This is a genomic window from Citrobacter europaeus (genome assembly GCF_037482245.1).
Lineage (GTDB): Bacteria > Pseudomonadota > Gammaproteobacteria > Enterobacterales > Enterobacteriaceae > Citrobacter > Citrobacter europaeus.
On sequence record NZ_CP148084.1, the window covers coordinates 2835117 to 2856636 of the forward strand.

General features: G+C 49.5%; 21 protein-coding genes. 8 read left to right on the plus strand and 13 right to left on the minus strand.

Going from position 1 to position 21520, the window contains the following annotated elements; translation table 11 throughout:
- The first annotated feature begins 17 nt into the window (after positions 1 to 17).
- On the plus strand, positions 18 to 557 hold the full coding sequence (locus WHR59_RS13440; RefSeq protein WP_043016136.1) for a septation protein A: 540 nt from the start codon (positions 18 to 20) through the stop codon (positions 555 to 557).
- Positions 558 to 721: 164 nt separating this feature from the next.
- The gene (yciA, locus tag WHR59_RS13445) at positions 722 to 1123 is read left to right on the plus strand and encodes an acyl-CoA thioester hydrolase YciA (RefSeq protein WP_003020670.1); all 402 of its coding nucleotides are present in this window, start codon (positions 722 to 724) and stop codon (positions 1121 to 1123) included.
- Between the two features lie 83 nt (positions 1124 to 1206).
- Here yciA and tonB read toward each other — a convergent pair whose 3' ends face one another.
- Positions 1207 to 1923, minus strand: coding sequence for a TonB system transport protein TonB (gene tonB, locus WHR59_RS13450; RefSeq protein ID WP_043017896.1), 717 nt, complete (start codon positions 1921 to 1923; stop codon positions 1207 to 1209).
- A 224-nt stretch (positions 1924 to 2147) separates the two neighbouring features.
- Between tonB and WHR59_RS13455 the strand changes: the two genes are divergently transcribed.
- On the plus strand, positions 2148 to 2444 hold the full coding sequence (locus tag WHR59_RS13455) for a YciI family protein (RefSeq protein ID WP_003020675.1): 297 nt from the start codon (positions 2148 to 2150) through the stop codon (positions 2442 to 2444).
- A 50-nt stretch (positions 2445 to 2494) separates the two neighbouring features.
- On the opposite strand, the gene WHR59_RS13460 is transcribed toward WHR59_RS13455, so the two are convergent.
- A complete protein-coding gene (locus WHR59_RS13460) occupies positions 2495 to 2668 on the minus strand; it encodes a YciY family protein (protein ID WP_003020684.1) in 174 nt (57 codons plus the stop codon).
- Positions 2669 to 2810: 142 nt separating this feature from the next.
- Here WHR59_RS13460 and cls point away from each other — a divergent pair, with 142 nt between their 5' ends.
- The gene (cls, locus tag WHR59_RS13465) at positions 2811 to 4271 is read left to right on the plus strand and encodes a cardiolipin synthase (RefSeq protein ID WP_003020687.1); all 1461 of its coding nucleotides are present in this window, start codon (positions 2811 to 2813) and stop codon (positions 4269 to 4271) included.
- A 34-nt stretch (positions 4272 to 4305) separates the two neighbouring features.
- Positions 4306 to 4635 (plus strand): HI1450 family dsDNA-mimic protein, encoded by a 330-nt coding sequence (locus tag WHR59_RS13470; protein ID WP_043016135.1) that lies wholly within the window; start codon positions 4306 to 4308, stop codon positions 4633 to 4635.
- A gap of 37 nt (positions 4636 to 4672) precedes the next feature.
- Here the strand turns inward: WHR59_RS13470 and WHR59_RS13475 are convergent, their stop codons facing one another.
- The 7 genes from WHR59_RS13475 to ychE all read right to left on the minus strand — a co-directional run bounded on the left by WHR59_RS13475 (position 4673) and on the right by ychE (position 12597).
- A complete protein-coding gene (locus WHR59_RS13475) occupies positions 4673 to 5509 on the minus strand; it encodes an ion transporter (protein ID WP_043016134.1) in 837 nt (278 codons plus the stop codon).
- Between the two features lie 45 nt (positions 5510 to 5554).
- Positions 5555 to 6559 (minus strand): murein tripeptide/oligopeptide ABC transporter ATP-binding protein OppF, encoded by a 1005-nt coding sequence (gene oppF, locus WHR59_RS13480; protein WP_003020696.1) that lies wholly within the window; start codon positions 6557 to 6559, stop codon positions 5555 to 5557.
- Positions 6556 to 7569, minus strand: a complete 1014-nt coding sequence (gene oppD / locus WHR59_RS13485) for a murein tripeptide/oligopeptide ABC transporter ATP-binding protein OppD (protein WP_043016133.1) — start codon at positions 7567 to 7569, stop codon at positions 6556 to 6558. The genes oppF and oppD overlap by 4 nt, the downstream gene beginning before the upstream one ends.
- Before the next feature lie 11 nt (positions 7570 to 7580).
- Entirely contained in the window at positions 7581 to 8489 is a 909-nt protein-coding gene (oppC, locus tag WHR59_RS13490; protein ID WP_003020701.1) for an oligopeptide ABC transporter permease OppC, read from the minus strand.
- Between the two features lie 14 nt (positions 8490 to 8503).
- Positions 8504 to 9424, minus strand: a complete 921-nt coding sequence (gene oppB, locus WHR59_RS13495; RefSeq protein WP_003020708.1) for an oligopeptide ABC transporter permease OppB — start codon at positions 9422 to 9424, stop codon at positions 8504 to 8506.
- Between the two features lie 121 nt (positions 9425 to 9545).
- Positions 9546 to 11177, minus strand: a complete 1632-nt coding sequence (gene oppA, locus WHR59_RS13500; protein WP_047410770.1) for an oligopeptide ABC transporter substrate-binding protein OppA — start codon at positions 11175 to 11177, stop codon at positions 9546 to 9548.
- Between the two features lie 772 nt (positions 11178 to 11949).
- Entirely contained in the window at positions 11950 to 12597 is a 648-nt protein-coding gene (gene ychE, locus WHR59_RS13505; protein WP_047413468.1) for an NAAT family transporter YchE, read from the minus strand.
- 487 nt (positions 12598 to 13084) lie between these two features.
- On the opposite strand from ychE, the gene adhE reads away from it, so the two are divergent.
- A complete protein-coding gene (adhE, locus tag WHR59_RS13510) occupies positions 13085 to 15763 on the plus strand; it encodes a bifunctional acetaldehyde-CoA/alcohol dehydrogenase (protein WP_043016131.1) in 2679 nt (892 codons plus the stop codon).
- A gap of 225 nt (positions 15764 to 15988) precedes the next feature.
- On the opposite strand, the gene tdk is transcribed toward adhE, so the two are convergent.
- Positions 15989 to 16606: a thymidine kinase gene (tdk, locus tag WHR59_RS13515; protein WP_043016130.1), complete on the minus strand. Its 618-nt coding sequence runs from the start codon at positions 16604 to 16606 to the stop codon at positions 15989 to 15991.
- A gap of 622 nt (positions 16607 to 17228) precedes the next feature.
- On the opposite strand from tdk, the gene hns reads away from it, so the two are divergent.
- The gene (hns, locus tag WHR59_RS13520; RefSeq protein WP_003020723.1) at positions 17229 to 17642 is read left to right on the plus strand and encodes a histone-like nucleoid-structuring protein H-NS; all 414 of its coding nucleotides are present in this window, start codon (positions 17229 to 17231) and stop codon (positions 17640 to 17642) included.
- 137 nt (positions 17643 to 17779) lie between these two features.
- On the opposite strand, the gene galU is transcribed toward hns, so the two are convergent.
- From galU to rssA, 3 genes are all read right to left on the minus strand, one after another.
- Positions 17780 to 18688, minus strand: a complete 909-nt coding sequence (galU, locus tag WHR59_RS13525) for a UTP--glucose-1-phosphate uridylyltransferase GalU (RefSeq protein ID WP_016153274.1) — start codon at positions 18686 to 18688, stop codon at positions 17780 to 17782.
- Positions 18689 to 18892: 204 nt separating this feature from the next.
- Positions 18893 to 19906: a two-component system response regulator RssB gene (gene rssB / locus WHR59_RS13530; RefSeq protein WP_043016129.1), complete on the minus strand. Its 1014-nt coding sequence runs from the start codon at positions 19904 to 19906 to the stop codon at positions 18893 to 18895.
- Positions 19907 to 19997: 91 nt separating this feature from the next.
- Complete coding sequence (gene rssA, locus WHR59_RS13535) at positions 19998 to 20909, minus strand: patatin-like phospholipase RssA (protein ID WP_043016128.1); 912 nt, start codon at positions 20907 to 20909, stop codon at positions 19998 to 20000.
- Between the two features lie 111 nt (positions 20910 to 21020).
- Here rssA and WHR59_RS13540 point away from each other — a divergent pair, with 111 nt between their 5' ends.
- A complete protein-coding gene (locus WHR59_RS13540) occupies positions 21021 to 21476 on the plus strand; it encodes a YchJ family protein (RefSeq protein WP_043016127.1) in 456 nt (151 codons plus the stop codon).
- The last annotated feature ends 44 nt before the right edge of the window (positions 21477 to 21520 follow it).

The following is a 21520-nucleotide window of genomic DNA, read 5'->3' on the forward strand; positions in this document are numbered from 1 at the left end:
GATGACGGAATCGAAGAATGAAGCAGTTTCTTGATTTTTTACCGCTGGTTGTCTTTTTTGCTTTTTATAAGCTCTACGACATCTATGCGGCGACCTCGGCGCTGATTGTCGCGACGGCTGTTGTTTTAATTTACAGCTGGGTTCGCTATCGCAAGGTCGAAAAGATGGCATTAATCACCTTTGTTCTGGTAGCCGTGTTCGGTGGCCTGACCATCTTCTTCCACAATGATGAATTCATTAAGTGGAAAGTAACGGTGATTTATGGACTGTTTGCCGGTGCACTGCTGGTTAGCCAGTGGGTGATGAAAAAGCCGCTGATCCAGCGCATGTTAGGCAAAGAGCTGACCCTGCCTCAGCCGGTATGGTCAAAACTTAATTTAGCCTGGGCCGTCTTCTTCATCCTGTGCGGTCTGGCGAATATCTATATTGCGTTTTGGCTACCGCAGAATATTTGGGTCAACTTTAAAGTATTCGGCCTGACCGCCCTGACTCTACTCTTTACGTTACTAAGCGGAGTCTATATTTACCGCCATCTTCCGCAGGAAGATAAATCGTAATACATGCTCGCCAGATCTACGGATCTGGCGAATTTTTATCCCCTCGCGTTCCTTATCTCCTTTAACCCGACTGACTTCCGCTCCACACGCTCCATCCCTCTGTTCTCAGCGCGTAAATTCTAGTAGCATCGCGCCTGTAATCTTTCTCTATAGTCGGTTCTACAATGACAACAACGAATAACACTCCCCAGGGCGAACTGGTTTTACGCACTCTGGCTATGCCTGCCGATACCAACGCGAACGGTGATATTTTTGGCGGCTGGCTGATGTCACAAATGGATATAGGCGGCGCTATTCAGGCCAAAGAGATCGCACATGGTCGTGTGGTAACAGTGCGGGTTGAAGGAATGAGCTTTTTGCGCCCGGTCGCCGTAGGCGATGTGGTTTGTTGCTATGCGCGCTGCGTGAAGCGCGGGACGACTTCAATCAGCATTAATATTGAAGTTTGGGTAAAGAAAGTTGCTTCAGAACCTATCGGCCAGCGCTATAAAGCCACCGAAGCCCTGTTTATCTATGTTGCCGTTGATAAAGACGGTAAACCTCGTCCAATCCCTACCCTGGCCTGATAGCTCGCGCCAGCACCGCCTGCCGGAAATCATACTTTTGATCATTACCGGCAGGCGGCGGACCGCCAAATTCGGCCTGACGTTTACTCGATTTGCGTTGTGCCGTTCAGGCGGAAGACAATATTCACTACCAGCCCGGAACCTGGCTTACCGGCCTCATAGCGCCATCTGCGCATTGCATTTTTCACTTCACGCTCAAACATATTCGCAGGCTGTGCGGACAGAACTTCTACATTTTCAACCCGGCCATCCGAGGTTACGTCAAATTTGACCTTCACACGGCCTTCAATGCGCAGCGCCTGGGCACGCGCCGGATACTGCGGCTGATTACGGCTTAAGGCTCGCGGACCAGAAGGTGCGCTCACCGCCGGTTTAGTCGTTGCCGGGGCGCTACTGGTCGTTGGACGCGCAGGCGCAGTATTTTCAAACGGAGACGACTGACGCGGCTCGGCTGGCTTAACATCACGCTTCGGCTGCTCTTCCACCTTTTTCACCGGTTTTGGCTTCGGTTTAGGCTTGGGCTTCGGTTTCTCAATCACTACCGGCGCTTCTTTTGGCGGTTCCGGGATCGGCTCTGGTTCCGGTTCAGGCTCGACGACAGGTTCCGGCGGCGGCTGAACGGCCTGAGGCGGTTCAAGATCGGCAGGCGCAACCATCGTAACGGAGATCGGCTGCGCTGGCGCAGGCAGTTCAATAACCTGATGTACCGAGGTATACAGCAAACCTGCCACTACAGCACCATGAATGCCGACTGAAAGTAACGTAGGCCAGGGAAAGCGACGAGGTAAATCAAGGGTCATTGAAGTCATAATCGTTTCAGTAAAAAAACCAGGCCCTGATTTTAAATGCAAATAGCAATCATATTCAATAAGACCGTGAAGCTAACTGGCATTTAAAACGCGATTTTATGATAAAAAACCATTTCCATAGTATGGCCTTAACATATCAGCTATCTTTCCGTTGCAGTTATCAGGCCTTTCCAATAACGTAAATATGACCTTTTACCCTTCAAGGAGCTCTACCCGTGCTGTACGTTATTTACGCTCAAGATATTGCAGACTCTCTCGAAAAACGTCTTTCTGTACGCCCTGCCCATCTGGCTCGTCTGCAACTCCTGCATGACGAAGGCCGCTTGCTGACTGCAGGCCCCATGCCAGCGGTTGACAGTAACGATCCGGGTGCAGCAGGGTTTACCGGCTCAACGGTGATTGCAGAATTTGAATCTTTAGAAGCCGCGCAGGCGTGGGCTGAAGCCGATCCGTATGTGGCGGCAGGCGTTTATGCGCAGGTTTCAGTAAAACCGTACAAAAAGGTTTTTTAAAAACAGAACGAAAAGCAGACATTGGGCACCGCCAGCGGTGCCCTTTTAGATCAGATACTGTGGATCGCAAACAGCAACGAGTTGCGTTGATGGTTGAGAATGCACTTTCTGATAGTGTGGATACGCATATTACGACGCGATTGTCCTTCAAGCCAACGTGCTTTACGGCGGCTAGCCTGACGCAGCATCCGCCAGCGTCCCACTTCCGTTCTACTACGCTTCATGTTTACTACTCTTTCAGTCACTGAGTGGCCATTATAACGCCACACCGAATGCAGACCAGCGGTTTTCCCGTGTTTTTATTTGCCAGATTAATCCTGATGCGTAAACTCTTAACAATACGCTTTCAAAAGGATTTTTAAATTTATGACAACCTTCTACACCGTGGTGAGTTGGCTGGTCATTCTGGGTTACTGGGTACTCATTGCTGGCGTAACATTACGCATTCTAATGAAACGACGCGCAGTGCCCTCCGCAATGGCCTGGCTTTTGATCATCTATATTCTGCCATTGGTAGGGATCATTGCTTATCTGTCCTTCGGTGAGCTCCACCTGGGTAAACGTCGCGCGGAGCGTGCCCGGGCAATGTGGCCGTCAACGGCCAAGTGGCTGAACGACCTTAAAGCCTGTAAGCATATTTTTGCGCAGGAAAACAGCAGCGTCGCCTCATCCTTATTTAAACTGTGCGAGCGGCGTCAAGGAATTGCCGGCGTTAAGGGAAATCAGCTGCAGCTGCTCACCAGTTCAGATGACGTGATGCAGGCATTAATCCGTGATATTCAACTCGCGCGCCACAACATAGAGATGGTGTTCTACATCTGGCAGCCGGGCGGTATGGCCGATCAGGTCGCCGAATCATTAATGGCCGCCGCCAGACGCGGGATTCACTGCCGCCTGATGCTGGACTCGGCGGGCAGCGTGGCGTTCTTCCGTAGCCCATGGGCGGCGATGATGCGTAACGCAGGGATCGAGGTTGTTGAAGCGCTGAAAGTGAACCTGATGCGTGTGTTTTTACGCCGGATGGACCTGCGCCAGCACCGCAAAATGATCATGATCGACAACTACATTGCGTATACCGGCAGCATGAACATGGTCGATCCGCGCTTCTTCAAACAAGATGCAGGCGTTGGGCAATGGGTTGATTTGATGGCAAGAATGGAAGGCCCGGTAGCCACCGCTATGGGCATCGTCTATTCCTGCGACTGGGAAATTGAGACCGGAAAGCGCATTTTACCCCCGCCGCCGGACGTCAATATCATGCCGTTTGAGCAGGCCAGCGGCCATACCATTCACACTATCGCCTCGGGTCCTGGTTTCCCTGAAGATTTGATTCATCAGGCGTTATTGACTGCTGCTTATTCAGCACGTGAATATTTAATTATGACCACGCCCTACTTTGTTCCCAGCGACGATTTGCTGCACGCCATCTGTACGGCGGCGCAGCGTGGGGTCGACGTCAGTATCATTCTTCCGCGTAAGAATGATTCCCTGTTGGTTGGCTGGGCAAGCCGGGCCTTTTTCACTGAACTGCTGGCGGCAGGCGTCAAAATCTATCAGTTCGAAGGCGGCCTGTTGCACACCAAGAGCGTACTGGTTGATGGCGAGCTGAGCCTGGTCGGTACCGTTAACCTGGATATGCGCAGTCTGTGGCTCAATTTTGAAATCACGCTGGTCATTGACGATGCCGGATTCGGCGGCGATCTCGCCGCCGTGCAGGATGATTATATTTCGCGTTCCCGCCTGCTTGATGCCCGTTTGTGGGTAAAACGACCTCTCTGGCAGCGGATCGCCGAGCGACTGTTTTACTTCTTTAGCCCGTTGCTGTAAAACGTGCCCATCAGACAGTAAACAGGTAGTCATTATGGATATGGATTTGAACAATCGTCTGACTGAAGACGAAACGCTTGAGCAGGCTTACGATATTTTTCTCGAACTGGCTGTGGACAACCTCGATCCGGCAGATATCATTCTGTTCAATTTGCAGTTTGAAGAGCGCGGCGGTGCCGAGTTATTCGATCCGGCAGAAGACTGGCAGGAGCATGTTGATTTTGACCTGAACCCTGATTTCTTTGCCGAAGTGGTGATTGGTCTGGCAGATACAGAAGATGGCGAGATTAACGATATTTTTGCGCGCGTTTTATTATGTCGCGAAAAAGATCACAAACTCTGCCATATTCTCTGGCGTGAATAATCAAACAAAAAAGCTGCTCTCGCAGCTTTTTTCATTTTTAGCCCGGTAGTTTACTTCCGCAGCGGTTACAAAACTGCGCGCTATGTTCGTGCTGCGCCTGCTGGCACTGGGGACATTTACGTTCATTCTGTCGATGCTGGAAAGCACTGCTCATGTGTGTGGTAATCAATCCCGTCGGTATCGCAATCACCGAGTAACCAATCAGGATAAGCACAGACGCGACCATACGTCCCAACGGCGTGTGAGGAGTGATATCGCCATAGCCGACGGTAGTGACCGTTACAATGGCCCAATACACCGACGCATTCAGCGTAGTAAAGCCATATTTTGGCCCTTCTATCAGATACATCATCGCGCCAAAAACCACCATCAGAATGGCAATAAAAGAATAGAACAGCATCAACTGATGCCGGGCGCTTTTTAACGCATTCCAGAACACACGCAGGGAAGGCATAAAGCGCAGCAACTTGAGAATGCGCAGGACGCGCAGGACGCGCATCGCCCGCCAGGCGAAGACATAACTCAGACTTATTTCAGGCCATAGCCACATCACATACAGTGGCAGAATAGTGGCCAGGTCGATTATCCCCCAGAAGCTAAACACATATTTAGCAGGGTTGGCCCAGCAGCATAAGCGCAGAAGATATTCGAGAGTAAAGACCAGAGTGATAAAGATCTCCAGCCAGACAAAAATATGCCATTCATCGTAAGTTAAATGGTATTGCGTCCCTACTCCGGACTCAATGAAGATAACAATAACGCTGAGCAAGGCGAACAGCGCGCACAGACCTTCAAAGCGACGCCCGGAACGGGTATTTAAATCGAATAACTTGCGATAGAGCGCGCGGCGGACGGAAGAGACTAAACCTGGCACAGATACCTCACCAAAAAAAGGGCTGACCTTTGTCAGCCCTCACGATTATAGCGGGTCTACTTTCAGGCAGGAAACGGCGTGTCGGAAACTTCCTTCGAGAACCGGACGCGTTTTTGCGCATTCCGGTCCGGCAATCGGGCAGCGCGTACGGAACACGCAGCCGGAAGGAGGGTTTATCGGCGACGGTAATTCGCCTTCCAGCAACTGGATAACCTTGTTCCTTTCCTGATCCGGATCGGGGATCGGCACCGCAGACATCAGCGCTTTGGTATATGGATGCAGCGGGTTATGGTACACCTCGTCATAGGTCCCCAATTCCACGGCATGGCCGAGATACATAACCAGCACGCGGTCGGAGATGTGTTTAACCACCGCCAGGTCGTGGGCAATAAAGATTAACGATAATCCCATTTCACGTTGAAGCTGTTGCAGCAGGTTCACCACCTGGGCCTGAATGGATACGTCCAGCGCCGAAACGGGTTCATCGCAAATAATCAGCTTCGGTTCGAGGATCAACGCGCGGGCAATACCAATACGCTGACACTGACCACCAGAAAACTCATGCGGGTAGCGGTTAATCAGGTTGGGCAGTAATCCAACCTTCATCATCATCGCCTTCACACGGTCGCGGACTTCCTGACCCGGCAGGTTCGGATGATAAGTCCGCAGCGGTTCGGCAATGATTTCACCAATGGTCATACGCGGGTTTAACGATGCCAGCGGATCCTGGAAAATCATCTGGATATCGCTGCGCACCTCGCGCCACTCATCGGGTTTCATGCCCAGTAAATCTTTACCCAGCCAGGCGACCTTTCCATCGGTGGCTTTCACCAAGCCGATGATCGCACGGGCAAAGGTCGATTTTCCGCAGCCTGATTCGCCTACCACGCCCAGGGTTTCACCTTCATACAGTCGCAGGGTTACGCCATCAACCGCCTTCAGGGTTTTAGACGGTTGCCAGAACCACTGTTTGCCATCTTTAATGTCGAAATGGACTTTAAGATCGGCAATCTCCAGGAGCACTTTTCGTTGTTCGGTGACCGCATTCATACCAGTTCCTCCACCGGTTTAAAGCAGGCGCGCAGACGGCCCGGACTAAATTCCTCCAGTGGCGGAGCGCTGCTACAGATGTCCATCGCATGCGGGCAACGCGGTTGGAATGGACAGCCTTTTGGCAGGCGCAGCAGGTTCGGAGGGTTGCCAGGGATAGTCAGCATCTCTTCCCCTTCGGCATCCAGACGAGGTACGGCATTCAGCAAACCAATTGAATACGGATGAACGGGTTTATAAAAGACATCCCGCGCGCTACCGTATTCCATAGTACGTCCGGCGTACATCACCAGAACTTTATCGCAAATACCGGCAACAACCCCCAGGTCGTGGGTGATCATGATAATCGCGGTGTTGAATTCACTTTTCAGTTCATTCAGCAGCGTCATGATTTGCGCCTGTACCGTCACATCGAGTGCGGTGGTCGGCTCATCGGCTATCAGTAATTTAGGCCTGCACAATAGCGCCATGGCGATCATTACGCGCTGACGCATGCCGCCGGAGAATTCATGCGGATACATTTTCATGCGCTTACGCGCTTCCGGCATTTTCACCGCATCCAGCATTCTGACAGACTCTTCAAAAGCTTCCGCTTTGCTCATGCCTTTATGCAGCATCAGAACTTCCATCAACTGCTCGCCGACCCGCATGTACGGATTGAGAGAAGTCATCGGGTCCTGGAAAATCATCGAGATTTGCTCGGCGCGCAGTTTGTTCAGCTCACGTTCCGGTAAGTTCAGAATTTCACGCCCATTGAAGGTTGCAGAACCCCCGATACGGCCATTTGCGGCCAGCAGGCCCATCAGAGCAAACGCCGTTTGCGATTTGCCCGAACCGGATTCCCCGACAATCCCCAGCGTTTCTCCGGCTCGCAGAGAAAAATTTAAATCGTTTACTGCGGTAACATCGCCATCGGGGGTGGCAAACGTCACGCGCAGATCTTTTACGTTCAGCAGTGCGTTAGCCTGTTGTTGCGCGAGCGGCGCGGTTGAGGTTTCAATTACGCTCATGGCTGCACTCCTTAACGGTCTTTCGGGTCGAGGGCATCACGCAGGCCATCGCCAATAAAGTTAAAACAGAACAAAGTGACCACCAGGAAACCTGCCGGGAACAGCAGCAGCCATGGTGAGACTTCCATCGAGTTGGCACCATCACTGAGCAGCGCGCCCCAACTACTTAACGGTTCTTGCGTACCTAATCCCAAAAAGCTCAGGAAGGATTCAAACAGAATCATGCTCGGCACCAGCAATGAAGCGTATACCACCACTACGCCCAGCACGTTCGGCACAATATGACGGATAACGATGCGTACGGTAGACACTCCACCCACTTGTGCTGCTTCAATGAACTCTTTGCGCTTGAGACTCAGCGTTTGTCCACGCACGATACGCGCCATATCGAGCCAGGAGACCATTCCGATAGCAACAAAAATCAGCAGGATATTTTGTCCAAAGAAGGTAACCAGCAGGATCACAAAGAACATGAAAGGGAAGGAGTTGAGGATTTCCAGCAGACGCATCATCACCGAGTCGATTTTACCGCCGAGATAGCCCGACAGAGAGCCGTACAGCGTACCGACGACTACCGCCACCAGCGCCGCGGCAATGCCGACCATCAGCGAGATACGCCCGCCAATCGCCACACGAACCAGCAGGTCACGACCCGACGAGTCGGTGCCGAAATAGTGTCCGGACTCCGTATCCGGCGCGCTGGACATCATGCCCCAGTCGGTATCGAAGTAGGTAAACTGCGACAGCATCGGCGCCAGCGTCACAAACAACGCAATGATCACCAGCACCACCAGGCTTGCTACCGCCGCGCGGTTATGCATAAAGCGTCGACGCGCGTCTTGCCACAGGCTGCGGCCTTCGACCTCCAGCTTTTCACTGAAATTCTCCAGCGCTTCGCTGTTTTTCTTACTTAACATCATAGCGAGCTCCAGTATCAGTAACGAATTTTCGGGTCGATAACGGCATACAGCACATCGACAATCGCGTTAAACACGATGGTCAGCGTACCCACCAGAATGGTCAGGCTCAGAACCAGCGAATAGTCGCGGTTTAACGCGCCATTGACGAACAGTTGGCCAATGCCCGGCAAACCATAGATGGTTTCAATAACCATCGAACCGGTGATAATGCCGACAAATGCTGGCCCCATATAGGACAGCACGGGCAACAGCGCAGGTTTTAACGCATGGCGGAAAATAATCCGCCGCATCGGCAGCCCTTTAGCGCGTGCAGTACGAATAAAGTTAGAGTGCAGTACTTCAATCATCGAGCCGCGAGTAATACGGGCGATACTGGCGATATAGGCCAGTGACAAGGCCACCATCGGCAGGATCATAAATTTCAGCGCCCCGCCGTTCCAGCCCCCGCCGGGTAGCCATTTCAAGGTTATGGCAAATATCATGACCAATAAGGGAGCGACCACGAAACTGGGGATAACGACCCCGGTCATTGCCACCCCCATCACCGTGTAGTCCCAGCGCGTATTTTGCTTCAGCGCGGCTATCACCCCGGCGCTAACGCCCACGAGGACGGCCAGAATAAAGGCGGCAGCGCCAAGCTTCGCAGAAACCGGAAAGCTCGAGGCAACGAGGTCGTTTACCGTATAGTCTTTATATTTAAAGGATGGCCCAAAATCGCCATGTGCCAGCTGCTTCAGATAGCTGAAGTACTGCGTCGAGATAGGATCATTCAGATGATATTTCGCTTCAATATTTGCCAGTACCTCTGGCGGTAACGCGCGTTCTCCGGTAAATGGGCTTCCCGGCGCAAGGCGCATCATAAAGAATGAAATTGTAATAAGAATAAATAGCGTCGGAATCGCTTCCAGACAGCGACGTAATATGAATTTTAACATTGCCCGTACCTTCTGGCGTGTGCCTTTATACCCCTTCTGCCCCGACGTTCAGGTAAAGCGGTATTTATAGTTCGAAGAAAAAGACACTGTGGGGCAACCTTGATCGCCCCACGTCTTGCCATTAATGCTTGATAATATACAAGTCTTTAACGTGGATATTATCCATCGGGTCTTTACCGGAGTATCCGCCAACCCATGGTTTCACCAGGCGGGCGTTCACATAGTAATAAACCGGTACAATCGCAGAATCTTTATCCAACTGCTGCTCTGCTTTTGAATACAGTTCGCTACGCTGTGCTTCATCGGTCACTTTCAGCGTATCCGCAATCAGCTTATCAAAAGCCGGGCTCTTATAATGGACGGTGTTGTTAGAACTGTCGGAAAGCACCATGTTCAGGAAGGAGGTTGGTTCGTTGTAATCCGCACACCAGCCAGCACGCGAAACATCATAGTTACCCTGATGGCGCGTATCGAGGAATGTTTTCCACTCCTGGTTTTCCAGCTTCACGTTGGCGCCCAGATTTTTCTTCCAGATAGATGCCGCGGCGATAGCCAGCTTCTTATGCAGGTCTGAGGTGTTATACAGCAGGTTAAAGGTTAACGGTTTTTCAGCGGTATAACCGGCTTCAGCCAACAGTTTTTTCGCTTCTTCGTTACGTTTTTCCTGAGACCATTTGAACCACTCTGGCTCAACCAGTTTCGCGCCATCTGTGTAAGGAGGGGTAAAGCTATACGCAGGCAGGTCGCCCTGATTTTTCACTTTGTTGACGATAATGTCACGATCCATCGCCAGTTTCAGGGCAGTACGGACACGAACATCGTTGAACGGCGCTTTCTGGTTGTTGATTTCGTAATAATAGGTGCACAGATACGGGTCAACGTGAACTTCGTTCGGGATTTCTTTTTTCAGTTTCTGGAATAACTCGATCGGCATGTTGTTATAGGTCATGTCGATTTCGCCGCTGCGATAGCGGTTAACGTCAGTCACTTCAGAAGCAATTGGCAGGTAGGTCACCTGGTTAATCACCGTTTTAGCGTTGTCCCAGTAATTGGCATTACGTTCAAGTACAATGCGCTCGTTGACCACCCAATCTTTCAGTTTGTATGCGCCATTGGTGACGATATTAGCGGGCTGGGTCCATTTCTCACCGTATTTTTCAACCGCGGCTTTAGGAACCGGTGAAACAGATGAGTGCACAAGCAGTTTGTAGAAATAAGGAACAGGCTCGCTCAGTGTGACTTCAAAGGTATGGTCATCAAGAGCTTTAACACCGAGATCGGTGACCGGCTTTTTGCCGGCGATAATATCATCAATATTGACGATGTGACCGTACTGCAAATAACTGGCGTACGGTGACGCGGTATTTGGGTTAGCCAGTCGTTGCCAGCTATACACGAAATCTTGCGCGGTGACAGGCGTGCCGTCAGACCACTTAGCATCTTTACGCAGATGGAATGTCCAGACTTTAAAATCTTTATTTTCCCATTTTTCAGCCACGCCAGGCGATGGTTTGCCATCGACATCACTGATTAATAAACCTTCAAACAGATCGCGGCTAATGTTGGATTCAGGTACACCTTCGATTTTATGCGGATCGAGCGACTGAACTTCCGAACCATTATTACGCACCAGAGTCTGCTTTTCAGCAAGCTGTACTCCCGCTGGCACAACTGCCGCCGTGGCAACATTTCCAGCGACTAGCGCAGTTAAGATCCCCGCAGCTACTAAACTTTTTTTGGTGATGTTAGTCATTGTGTTTGTACTCCCTCATTATTATGGCTGGTTTTTTAACCAGACTGTTAATCCTGTCAGGATCACTGTACGGCATCGGAGATTTTCTGCCGTCAGGTCGTTTTTTGTTTTACTGCTTGCTATCACCGACTTTATTTATTCTGGCGATTCGTATGACCGCCTTACGTCGATTATCTACGTGCCTCCCCTGCCGGAAACACACTATTACCCTGTTGAGAGAAACTAACTGCAAATGATTCTCATCAACGTGAATTCTTCTGCATAATACCTGGCCGGAAAGTATCAAATGCGTTTCTTAACCGCCAATACATTTTACAAATTTGTTAACCAATTCTCTTTTATTGGAAATAAATCTCACTAAGAAAGTCTTACGAATGAAGGCCTGTTATAATAAATCTATAAAAATCAATGCACTACATCAAGCACGGTGTTAACTACCCTGTCCGGAGTCAACATCATGCCAAAATGCACATAAATTTAACAATTGGTTATTAATTAGCACATTCAACTGAAAAAAACGCTGAAATAACTAATAACATTTCGATAATCCTTCAGCAAGCCCCAGAGTATGATGTTAATTAAATAACAGCGATATCAGACTCTCTCTGGCGGACGGATGAGTGTTACATTCATAAAATCAATGAATAAACAAATGAATAACCATCAGCATTTTTTATTATTACTATGCTGATTTTCAACTTTAGTGAGAAGTTTTACTAATAATGAAAAGAAACGGAGCCGCAAGCGGCTCCGTTTATCCCGCAGAGGGATATCAGGCAAGCAAACCGGGGAAAATGGACTTGATTCCAGTCACGATGAATTCGATCCCCAGAGCCATCAACAACAACCCCATAATACGCGTAATGACGTTGATGCCGGTCTGGCCTAACAGTCGTACCAGCCATGGCGCCATGCGAAACAGTCCCCAACAGCACAGGGCAAACAACGCAATCGCGACGAAAAAGCCAAACAGGTTAATTGCACTGTGATAGCGCGTACCCCAAACGATAGTTGAGCTTATCGCCCCAGGCCCCGCCATCAGCGGCAACGCCAGTGGCACTACACCAATACTTTCACGAATTGCTGTTTCTGATTTTTCCTGTTTATTTTGCTTATCTTCGCCAAGTTTTCCGCTAATCATCGACATCGCGATAGTCACTACCAGAATGCCGCCGGCAATCCTGAACGAATCGATCGAGATACCGAAGAGTTGCAAAATACCGTCGCCAAGGAACAGTGAAGTCCACAGGATGATAGCAACTGACAGGTTTGCAGTGAGGTTGGTTTTGTTTCGCGCAGCAGCCGTTTGATAGCTGGTCATACTGATAAAGACAGGGATGATCCCTACCGGGTTGACCAATGCAAATAACCCAATGAAAAATTTAAAATAGACAGGAAAATCAAATAGCGTTTGGGTCACGGTTAGCTCCGAAGCGTTAGCCGGATAAAATGAGTCATAAAAATTGATAAAATCCGCGCTGAAGATACGCCTTTTGTCAGCATACTTCACCTCCTATCTGCGTATATCTACGTAAATACGCTACCAATAGTTAGTGTTATTAATATGTATTGAATATGCTAATGTTATTAGCATTCCCCCCATCAATTTGTTAACACTTACCGATAAACGCTAAAAGGGCCTGCTGAAAGGTGTCAGCTTTGCTAAATCTTGATCCAGATCACGCAATTACTACTCAGAAGTGAGTAATCTTGCTTACGCCACCTGGAGATAACGCGTTAGAGTTAACTGGCGCTAGTGCATAAGCTCTTTTAGTAAATCAAGGTAAAGTGGACGTTAATTAACCGTTTGATTTTCAAAACGTTACACAAATTTTCGTCGGTCTGTCTATACTCTCGTATCGAGCAGATGATTTACTAAAAAAGTTTAACATTATCAGGAGAGCATTATGGCTGTTACTAATGTCGCTGAACTTAACGCACTTGTAGAGCGCGTAAAAAAAGCCCAGCGTGAATATGCCAGTTTCACTCAAGAACAGGTTGACAAAATCTTCCGTGCCGCCGCTCTGGCAGCCGCAGACGCTCGAATCCCTCTCGCGAAAATGGCCGTTGCCGAATCTGGCATGGGCATCGTCGAAGATAAAGTGATTAAAAACCACTTCGCTTCCGAATACATTTATAACGCATATAAAGACGAAAAAACCTGTGGCGTGCTGTCTGAAGACGACACTTTCGGTACCATTACCATTGCTGAACCGATCGGTATCATCTGCGGTATCGTTCCAACCACCAACCCGACTTCTACTGCAATCTTCAAATCTCTGATCAGCCTGAAGACGCGTAACGCCATCATCTTCTCTCCGCACCCACGTGCTAAAGATGCAACCAACAAAGCAGCTGACATCGTTCTGCAGGCAGCCATCGCTGCTGGCGCCCCGAAAGATCTGATCGGCTGGATCGATCAACCTTCAGTAGAACTGTCTAACGCGCTGATGCACCACCCGGACATCAACCTGATCCTTGCGACAGGTGGCCCAGGCATGGTTAAAGCAGCATACAGCTCTGGTAAACCGGCAATCGGCGTAGGCGCAGGTAACACCCCGGTTGTTATCGACGAAACCGCTGATATCAAACGTGCTGTTGCATCTGTTCTGATGTCTAAAACCTTCGATAACGGCGTAATTTGTGCCTCTGAACAGTCTGTTGTCGTTGTTGACTCCGTCTACGACGCAGTGCGTGAGCGTTTCGCGACTCACGGCGGCTACATGCTGCAAGGCAAAGAGCTGAAAGCAGTCCAGGACGTTATCCTGAAGAATGGCGCGCTGAACGCGGCTATCGTTGGTCAGCCGGCATACAAAATTGCTGAACTGGCGGGCTTCTCCGTACCAGAAACCACTAAGATTCTGATCGGTGAAGTTAAAGTTGTTGACGAAAGCGAACCGTTTGCTCACGAGAAACTGTCTCCAACGCTGGCAATGTACCGTGCGAAAGATTTCGAAGACGCCGTTATTAAAGCTGAAAAACTGGTTGCGATGGGCGGTATCGGTCATACCTCTTGCCTGTACACCGACCAGGACAATCAGCCAGAACGTGTTGCTTACTTCGGTCAGATGATGAAAACCGCACGTATCCTGATTAACACCCCAGCATCTCAGGGTGGTATCGGTGACCTGTACAACTTCAAACTCGCGCCTTCCCTGACTCTGGGTTGTGGTTCCTGGGGTGGTAACTCCATCTCTGAAAACGTTGGTCCTAAGCACCTGATCAACAAGAAAACCGTTGCTAAGCGAGCTGAAAACATGTTGTGGCACAAACTTCCGAAATCTATCTACTTCCGTCGTGGCTCTCTGCCAATCGCACTGGATGAAGTGATTACCGATGGTCACAAACGTGCGCTGATCGTGACCGACCGCTTCCTGTTTAACAATGGCTACGCTGACCAGATCACTTCTGTTCTGAAAGCTGCTGGCGTTGAAACCGAAGTGTTCTTTGAAGTTGAAGCTGACCCAACTCTGAGCGTTGTACGTAAAGGTGCTGAGCTGGCTAACTCCTTCAAACCAGACGTGATCATCGCGCTGGGTGGTGGTTCCCCGATGGACGCCGCGAAAATCATGTGGGTTATGTACGAACATCCAGAAACCCACTTCGAAGAACTGGCGCTGCGCTTTATGGACATCCGTAAACGTATCTACAAGTTCCCGAAAATGGGCGTGAAAGCGAAGATGGTTGCCGTCACCACCACTTCCGGTACCGGCTCTGAAGTAACTCCGTTTGCGGTCGTTACTGACGATGCAACGGGTCAGAAATATCCGCTGGCTGACTATGCGCTGACTCCGGATATGGCGATTGTTGACGCCAACCTGGTTATGGATATGCCGAAGTCACTGTGTGCGTTCGGTGGTCTGGATGCAGTAACTCACGCTCTGGAAGCTTACGTTTCCGTACTGGCTTCTGAGTTCTCTGACGGTCAGGCTCTGCAAGCGCTGAAACTGCTGAAAGAAAACCTGCCAGCGTCTTACCATGAAGGTTCTAAAAACCCGGTAGCGCGTGAGCGTGTACACAGTGCAGCAACCATCGCCGGTATCGCGTTTGCTAACGCCTTCCTGGGTGTATGTCACTCAATGGCGCACAAGCTGGGTTCTCAGTTCCACATTCCTCACGGTCTGGCGAACGCCCTGCTGATCAGCAACGTTATTCGTTATAACGCCAACGACAACCCGACTAAACAGACTGCATTCAGCCAGTACGACCGTCCGCAGGCTCGTCGTCGCTACGCTGAAATCGCAGACCATCTGGGTCTGAGCGCACCGGGTGACCGTACTGCTGCAAAAATCCAGAAACTGCTGGCCTGGCTGGAAGAAATCAAAGCTGAACTGGGTATTCCTAAGTCTATCCGTGAAGCTGGCGTTCAGGAAGCTGACTTCCTGGCACACGTGGACAAACTGTCTGAAGATGCGTTTGATGACCAGTGTACTGGTGCTAACCCACGTTATCCGCTGATTGCTGAACTGAAACAGATCCTGCTGGATACCTACTACGGTCGCGAATACAGCGAAGGCCAAGCCGCCGCTAAGACTGAAGCAGTAGCAGCACCGAAAGCTGAGAAGAAAGCGAAGAAATCCGCTTAATTCGTCCAGATAAGTTTTAGTTTCACCATAAACGGTCCCTGATGGGACCGTTTTTTTTTACGTCTTGCTTTTTAAAATCGGCGTATGACCCATTCAGCAGCGTGTAGAGAAGTGTGACCAGGAGGATATGAGAATAGCGTCAGGAGAGAGTCTGACAGGGTAGCGAACATTAGCGAATGGTCGTAAGCCTACCCTGTGCTAATAAGCGCCCAGAAGCGCGTAGAGTTAGTCGTGGCAATGCCGTTCTTGTATCGCCGTCAGAGAGCCCTCAGACTGTGCCTGTTTATAATGCTTACGACATACCGATACATAGCGTTCATTCCCACCGATCACCACCTGCTCGCCCTCATTATAAGGTCTTCCAGACTGATCAAGTCGTAACACCATGCTGGCCTTACGCCCACAGAAACAAATGGTTTTTAATTCAACCAGTTTATCTGACCATGCCAGCAGGTATTCGCTACCGCCAAATAACTCACCGCGGAAATCTGTGCGCAACCCATAGCACAGCACGGGAATATCCAGCCGATCGACCACTTCAGATAATTCATAAACCTGCTGTCGAGTCAGAAACTGCGACTCATCCACCAGTACGCAGTGAATTCTTTGCTGTTCATTCTCAGCGCGAATCTCTTCGAACAATGATGAATTTTGGTTAAACAATTTTGCAGGTGACGACAGACCTATACGTGAACTTACTTTTCCAGCGCCAAAGCGGTCATCAATTTCCGCTGTATATACAACGGCACGCATCCCACGTTCCTGATAATTGTACGAAGATTGCAGCAATGCAGTCGACTTACCGGCATTCATTGCAGAATAGTAAAAATATAGCTGTGCCATTGAGCGTAGGCCCTCACCCGGGGAAATAAATATGGGCGGGATTGTAGCATATTTCACGAAAGTGTCGGTGTAGCGTTGTCCGCAAAGGCGTATAAATGCACGTGCATACTCGCTCAGTGACGCCTAAATAACCGGCCCTTTAAGCTACAAGGGAGCGTGAGTACACTCAGACATAGCTCAGGCAGCCTGAAACTGGACGGGTATATACACACTCTTTCACAAATAGTGCTCATGAAATTTATCCATGCCACTTATCTTCTTGCGGCAATAAAGAAACCCTTTCCTTATTGTTATTGAATCTACCCACTGTCACCATGTATTAGTGAATTCATGTAAGCAAAACTAATACAAAAGGTTGAAATCACTGCAAAGAGATACTATTTGTACACCATAAAATGTGACCTGAATCTTGAATTTTTACTCTCAGCCACGGAGAAGCCCCCTCACCAATAAGCCTTTTTTATGCCCAACATCGTGGTGAATTTAAGACAGATGAATTAATTCTGATACTAAATAAAGCGCAATTTTGAATTCCTTACATTCCTGGCTATTGCACAACTGAATTTATCGCTCTATTATTAGCTCAACAAACCACCCCCAATATAAGTTTGAGATTACTACAATGAGCGAAGCACTTAAAATTCTGAACAACATCCGTACTCTTCGTGCGCAGGCAAGAGAATGTACTCTGGAAACGCTTGAAGAAATGCTGGAAAAATTAGAAGTTGTTGTTAGCGAGCGCCGTGAAGAAGAAAGCGCTGCAGCTGCTGAAGTTGAAGAACGTACTCGTAAACTGCAACAATATCGTGAAATGCTGATCGCTGACGGCATTGATCCGAACGAACTGCTGAATAGCATGGCTGCTGTTAAATCTGGCACCAAAGCTAAACGCGCTGCGCGTCCGGCTAAATATAGCTACGTTGACGAAAACGGTGAAACTAAAACCTGGACTGGCCAGGGTCGTACACCGGCTGTGATCAAAAAAGCGATGGAAGAACAAGGTAAACAACTGGACGATTTCCTGATCAAGGAATAATTCAGAAATAGTTTGCTTAAAATCCCGCCACTGGCGGGATTTTTTTTACCTGTACTTCACACAGTCCCTACCCGGATTAGGTATAAAAAAACGGTGCTGGATTAGCAGCACCGTTCAGACCTGATAATACCAGGAGGTTACTTCTTAATACCCATCTCATCTTCCAGCCAGGCTTTAAATTCAGCGCCGAGAGTATTATGGCGAATACCATATTCAACGAACGCCTGCATATAGCCCAGCTTATTACCACAGTCATGGCTTTTGCCCTTCATGTGATAAGCTTCAACCGTTTCTTTTTCAATCAGCATATCGATAGCATCGGTCAGCTGAATTTCGTCACCCGCTCCCGGAGGCGTTTTTGCCAGCAGAGGCCAGATATCCGCACTAAGGACGTAGCGTCCCACCACGGCCAGATTAGATGGCGCAACATTCGCTTTCGGTTTTTCAACAACGCCAACCATCGGTACGCTTTCGCCTGGCGCTAATTCCACGCCTTTACAATCAACAACACCATAAGCGGTAACATCTTCTACCGGCTCAACCATAATCTGGCTGCTGCCTGTTTCATCAAAACGATGAATCATTTCGGCAAGGTTGTCGCGTGATAAATCAGATTCGTATTCGTCGAGAATCACGTCCGGCAGGATAACGGCAACCGGCTCATCACCAACAACCGGGTGCGCGCACAATACCGCGTGGCCCAGACCTTTGGCCAGCCCCTGACGCACCTGCATAATAGTGACATGCGGCGGACAAATAGATTGCACTTCTTCCAGAAGCTGGCGTTTTACACGTTTTTCCAGCATAGCTTCAAGTTCAAAACTGGTATCGAAGTGGTTTTCAATAGAATTTTTAGACGAGTGAGTTACAAGTACAATTTCAGTGATGCCCGCAGCAATACATTCGTTTACGACGTACTGAATTAATGGCTTATCAACCAACGGTAGCATCTCTTTCGGGATTGCTTTCGTAGCCGGTAACATCCTGGTTCCTAATCCCGCAACCGGGATAACGGCCTTTTTGACTTTTGAATTAAGGGCAGCCATTTAAAACTCTCCTGGACTGTTCATGTATTGAACGTGTTCATCAATCTGTATCGCATCCAAGTATATCAGTACCGCGACAAGCTTCTGGTCTGAAAAGGACGCGCATCGGTATAATTAAGATAAATACGAATAAATCTGGCGCTGATAGTAGCACTCACAACATGAGGGGGGTGAGCCAATTTCATTCCCACTCCTATCGGTTGTTCATTCCGCAGACAACATCAGGCGCAGGCGACCACCTGCCCCCCAAATTTGGCACTGCCAGGACTCGCAACGTTGGCTCAGTTGATTAAGATATGCATTCCCTAAGGTTCCTAACGGAACACCATTGCTGATTTGTACATTGTGGGAACCTGTATTTAATGTCGCATTCAGCCCCGCTGATACCAAAATCAGGTTTTTTAATCCGCTGTGGTAATAGCCAACCAGCAGAGGAAATTGTCCGGGCAAATTAGCCTGACGCAATAAATGGTTTACCTGTTTCAATAACGCACCCAGCTCTGGCAATCGTTGGTTTTGATGCGCCAGTTGTTCCTGCAGCAAACCGTTAAATAGCGCACGCAGTAATAATGCCGCCAGAACGCCATTATCCCCTGCCCGCGTCACATCCAGACAATAAAACGCAAGGTCATGGTCCGATAGCGGCGCAATATCCAGTACCAGCCCCGGCTGATCGGCGGCCACCAGCTGGCGATAGTTGATCCGACATTGCGAAATCACTTGCGACACCGGAGGCTGTAATTCTTGCAACAGCTTCGCTGCAGCAGCAGGATCACCAACCATCGCATCCCAGTCGCGAAATAGCCGCTCTTCTTCTTCCACGCGTGAATTAAACATATTGGGATACAGGCAGGCAAAGACCGTTTCTCGCAGGCGATTAAGATCTTTCACCGGCTTTAACAGAACATCATCGACACCCAATCGTAGCGCTTTGGCTATGTCAGACATATTTTCCGTCGCTGATATCACCAGGATTGGGGTCTGATCGCCACGATTACGCAGATACTCCACCAGCTTGAGACCATTCATGCGTGGCATAGCCAGGTCGCAGATCATCAGGTCGGGTTTAAAATGCCCGAGTAAATCCAGTGCTTCAAGTCCGTCGCCAGCTACCGCCGTTGTCGCTCCCAAAGAGGAAAACCATGAGTCCATGAGTGAGCGAAATACCGGCTCATCCTCAACGATAAGAATCTGTTTTCCGACCAATGGCTGCGTCATATTCTCCCCCCTGACTGGCTTTAGTAAATAGTGGCATGCTATTGCTACTCACGCCTGTCAGAATTTGCTTAAGTGTTGATAAAAAAATGCGTTAGACGTTGGTTTTCACCAGGGGTAGAAGCTCATCCATTTTCTTCTCGACCGCCAGTTGTCCGGCAGCAATTGCTGCGCTGGCACGGTGAAAATCCAGCGTGGATATTTGCGGACAGAACGGCTGAATCAGGATATCTGGCGGGTCACCGGCCATACGGTTACGTTTCAGACGGTTTTCCAGAACCTGAATAGACGTCGTCATGATCTCCATCGCCGTCGGCGCGGTCACCGTACGCCTGGCCGTTATATTGCTCAAGCGCTCTTTCAGGCGGGCACGCCATGAGAGTTCGTCAGCATCCTCACCCGTTTCGGTATCACTGCTGACGTTGAAGGAGAGTAAATCTTGCTGCATGAGATGCGCATCGTGTTGCAGATCAACGGCAATAACGATGTCGGCGCCCAGCGCACGGGTTAGAGACACAGGAACGGGATTCACCACCGCGCCATCGACCAGCCAGTAACCATTATGCGCCACGGGAGACATCAAACCAGGAATACTGCATGAGGCCCGGACAGCCAGGTGCAAATCACCTTCGGTGAACCATAGCTCCCGACCCGTACTCAGATTAGTTGCCACTGTGGCGAAACGTCGGGTGCATTGCTCAATCGCTTCTACCGGCATGACATTACGGTACTGATTAAAAACCCGTTCACCACGCAGTAAACCGCCCCTGCGCCACGAGAGGTCCATCAGACGTAAAACGTCCCAATAGCTGAAAGAACAAACCCACTGTTCTAGAGCAGGTAACTTATTGCATGCGTAGGCTGCACCAACCAGCGAACCAATGGAGCACCCTGCCACGATATCAACATCAATGCCCATATGCTTTAGGGCTTTAATAACGCCAATATGCGACCAACCTCGCGCCGCGCCGGAACCTAGCGCCAGCCCAATTTTTATTTTTCTCATTGTACGTACAAACTTCCCCTGGCTTGCAGACGTAGCAACATCGCTACCGCTCAGTTAACATAGTGCCACTCTGGCGTTTTTACGCCGTTTTTTTATTCCAGGGAGTACTTTGTGTCTCAGCTTTGTCCCTGTGGTAGCGCTGTCGAGTATAGCCTATGTTGCTACCGTTATGTGTCCGGCGCGCAAGTAGCACCTACGCCGTCACATCTCATGCGTTCTCGTTACTGCGCTTTTGTGATGAAAGACGCAGATTACCTTATCAGAACCTGGCATCCGGACTGTCATGCCGCCGCGTTTCGCGACGACATTATCGCAGGATTTGCCCACACCGAATGGCTCGGGCTGAACGTTTTTGAACAAGACACGGCAGACACAGATAATGTCGGCTATGTCAGCTTTGTTGCACGGTTTTCTGAACAAGGTAAAACAGGCGCAATTATCGAGCGCTCTCGTTTTTTAAAAGAAAACGGTCAGTGGTACTATATAGACGGTACACGCCCTCAAATTGGACGAAACGATACCTGCCCTTGTGGCTCCGGTAAAAAATTTAAAAAGTGCTGCGGCTAATCAACGCCCGACAGTATCAATTTTGCAAACATTCTCAACAGGAT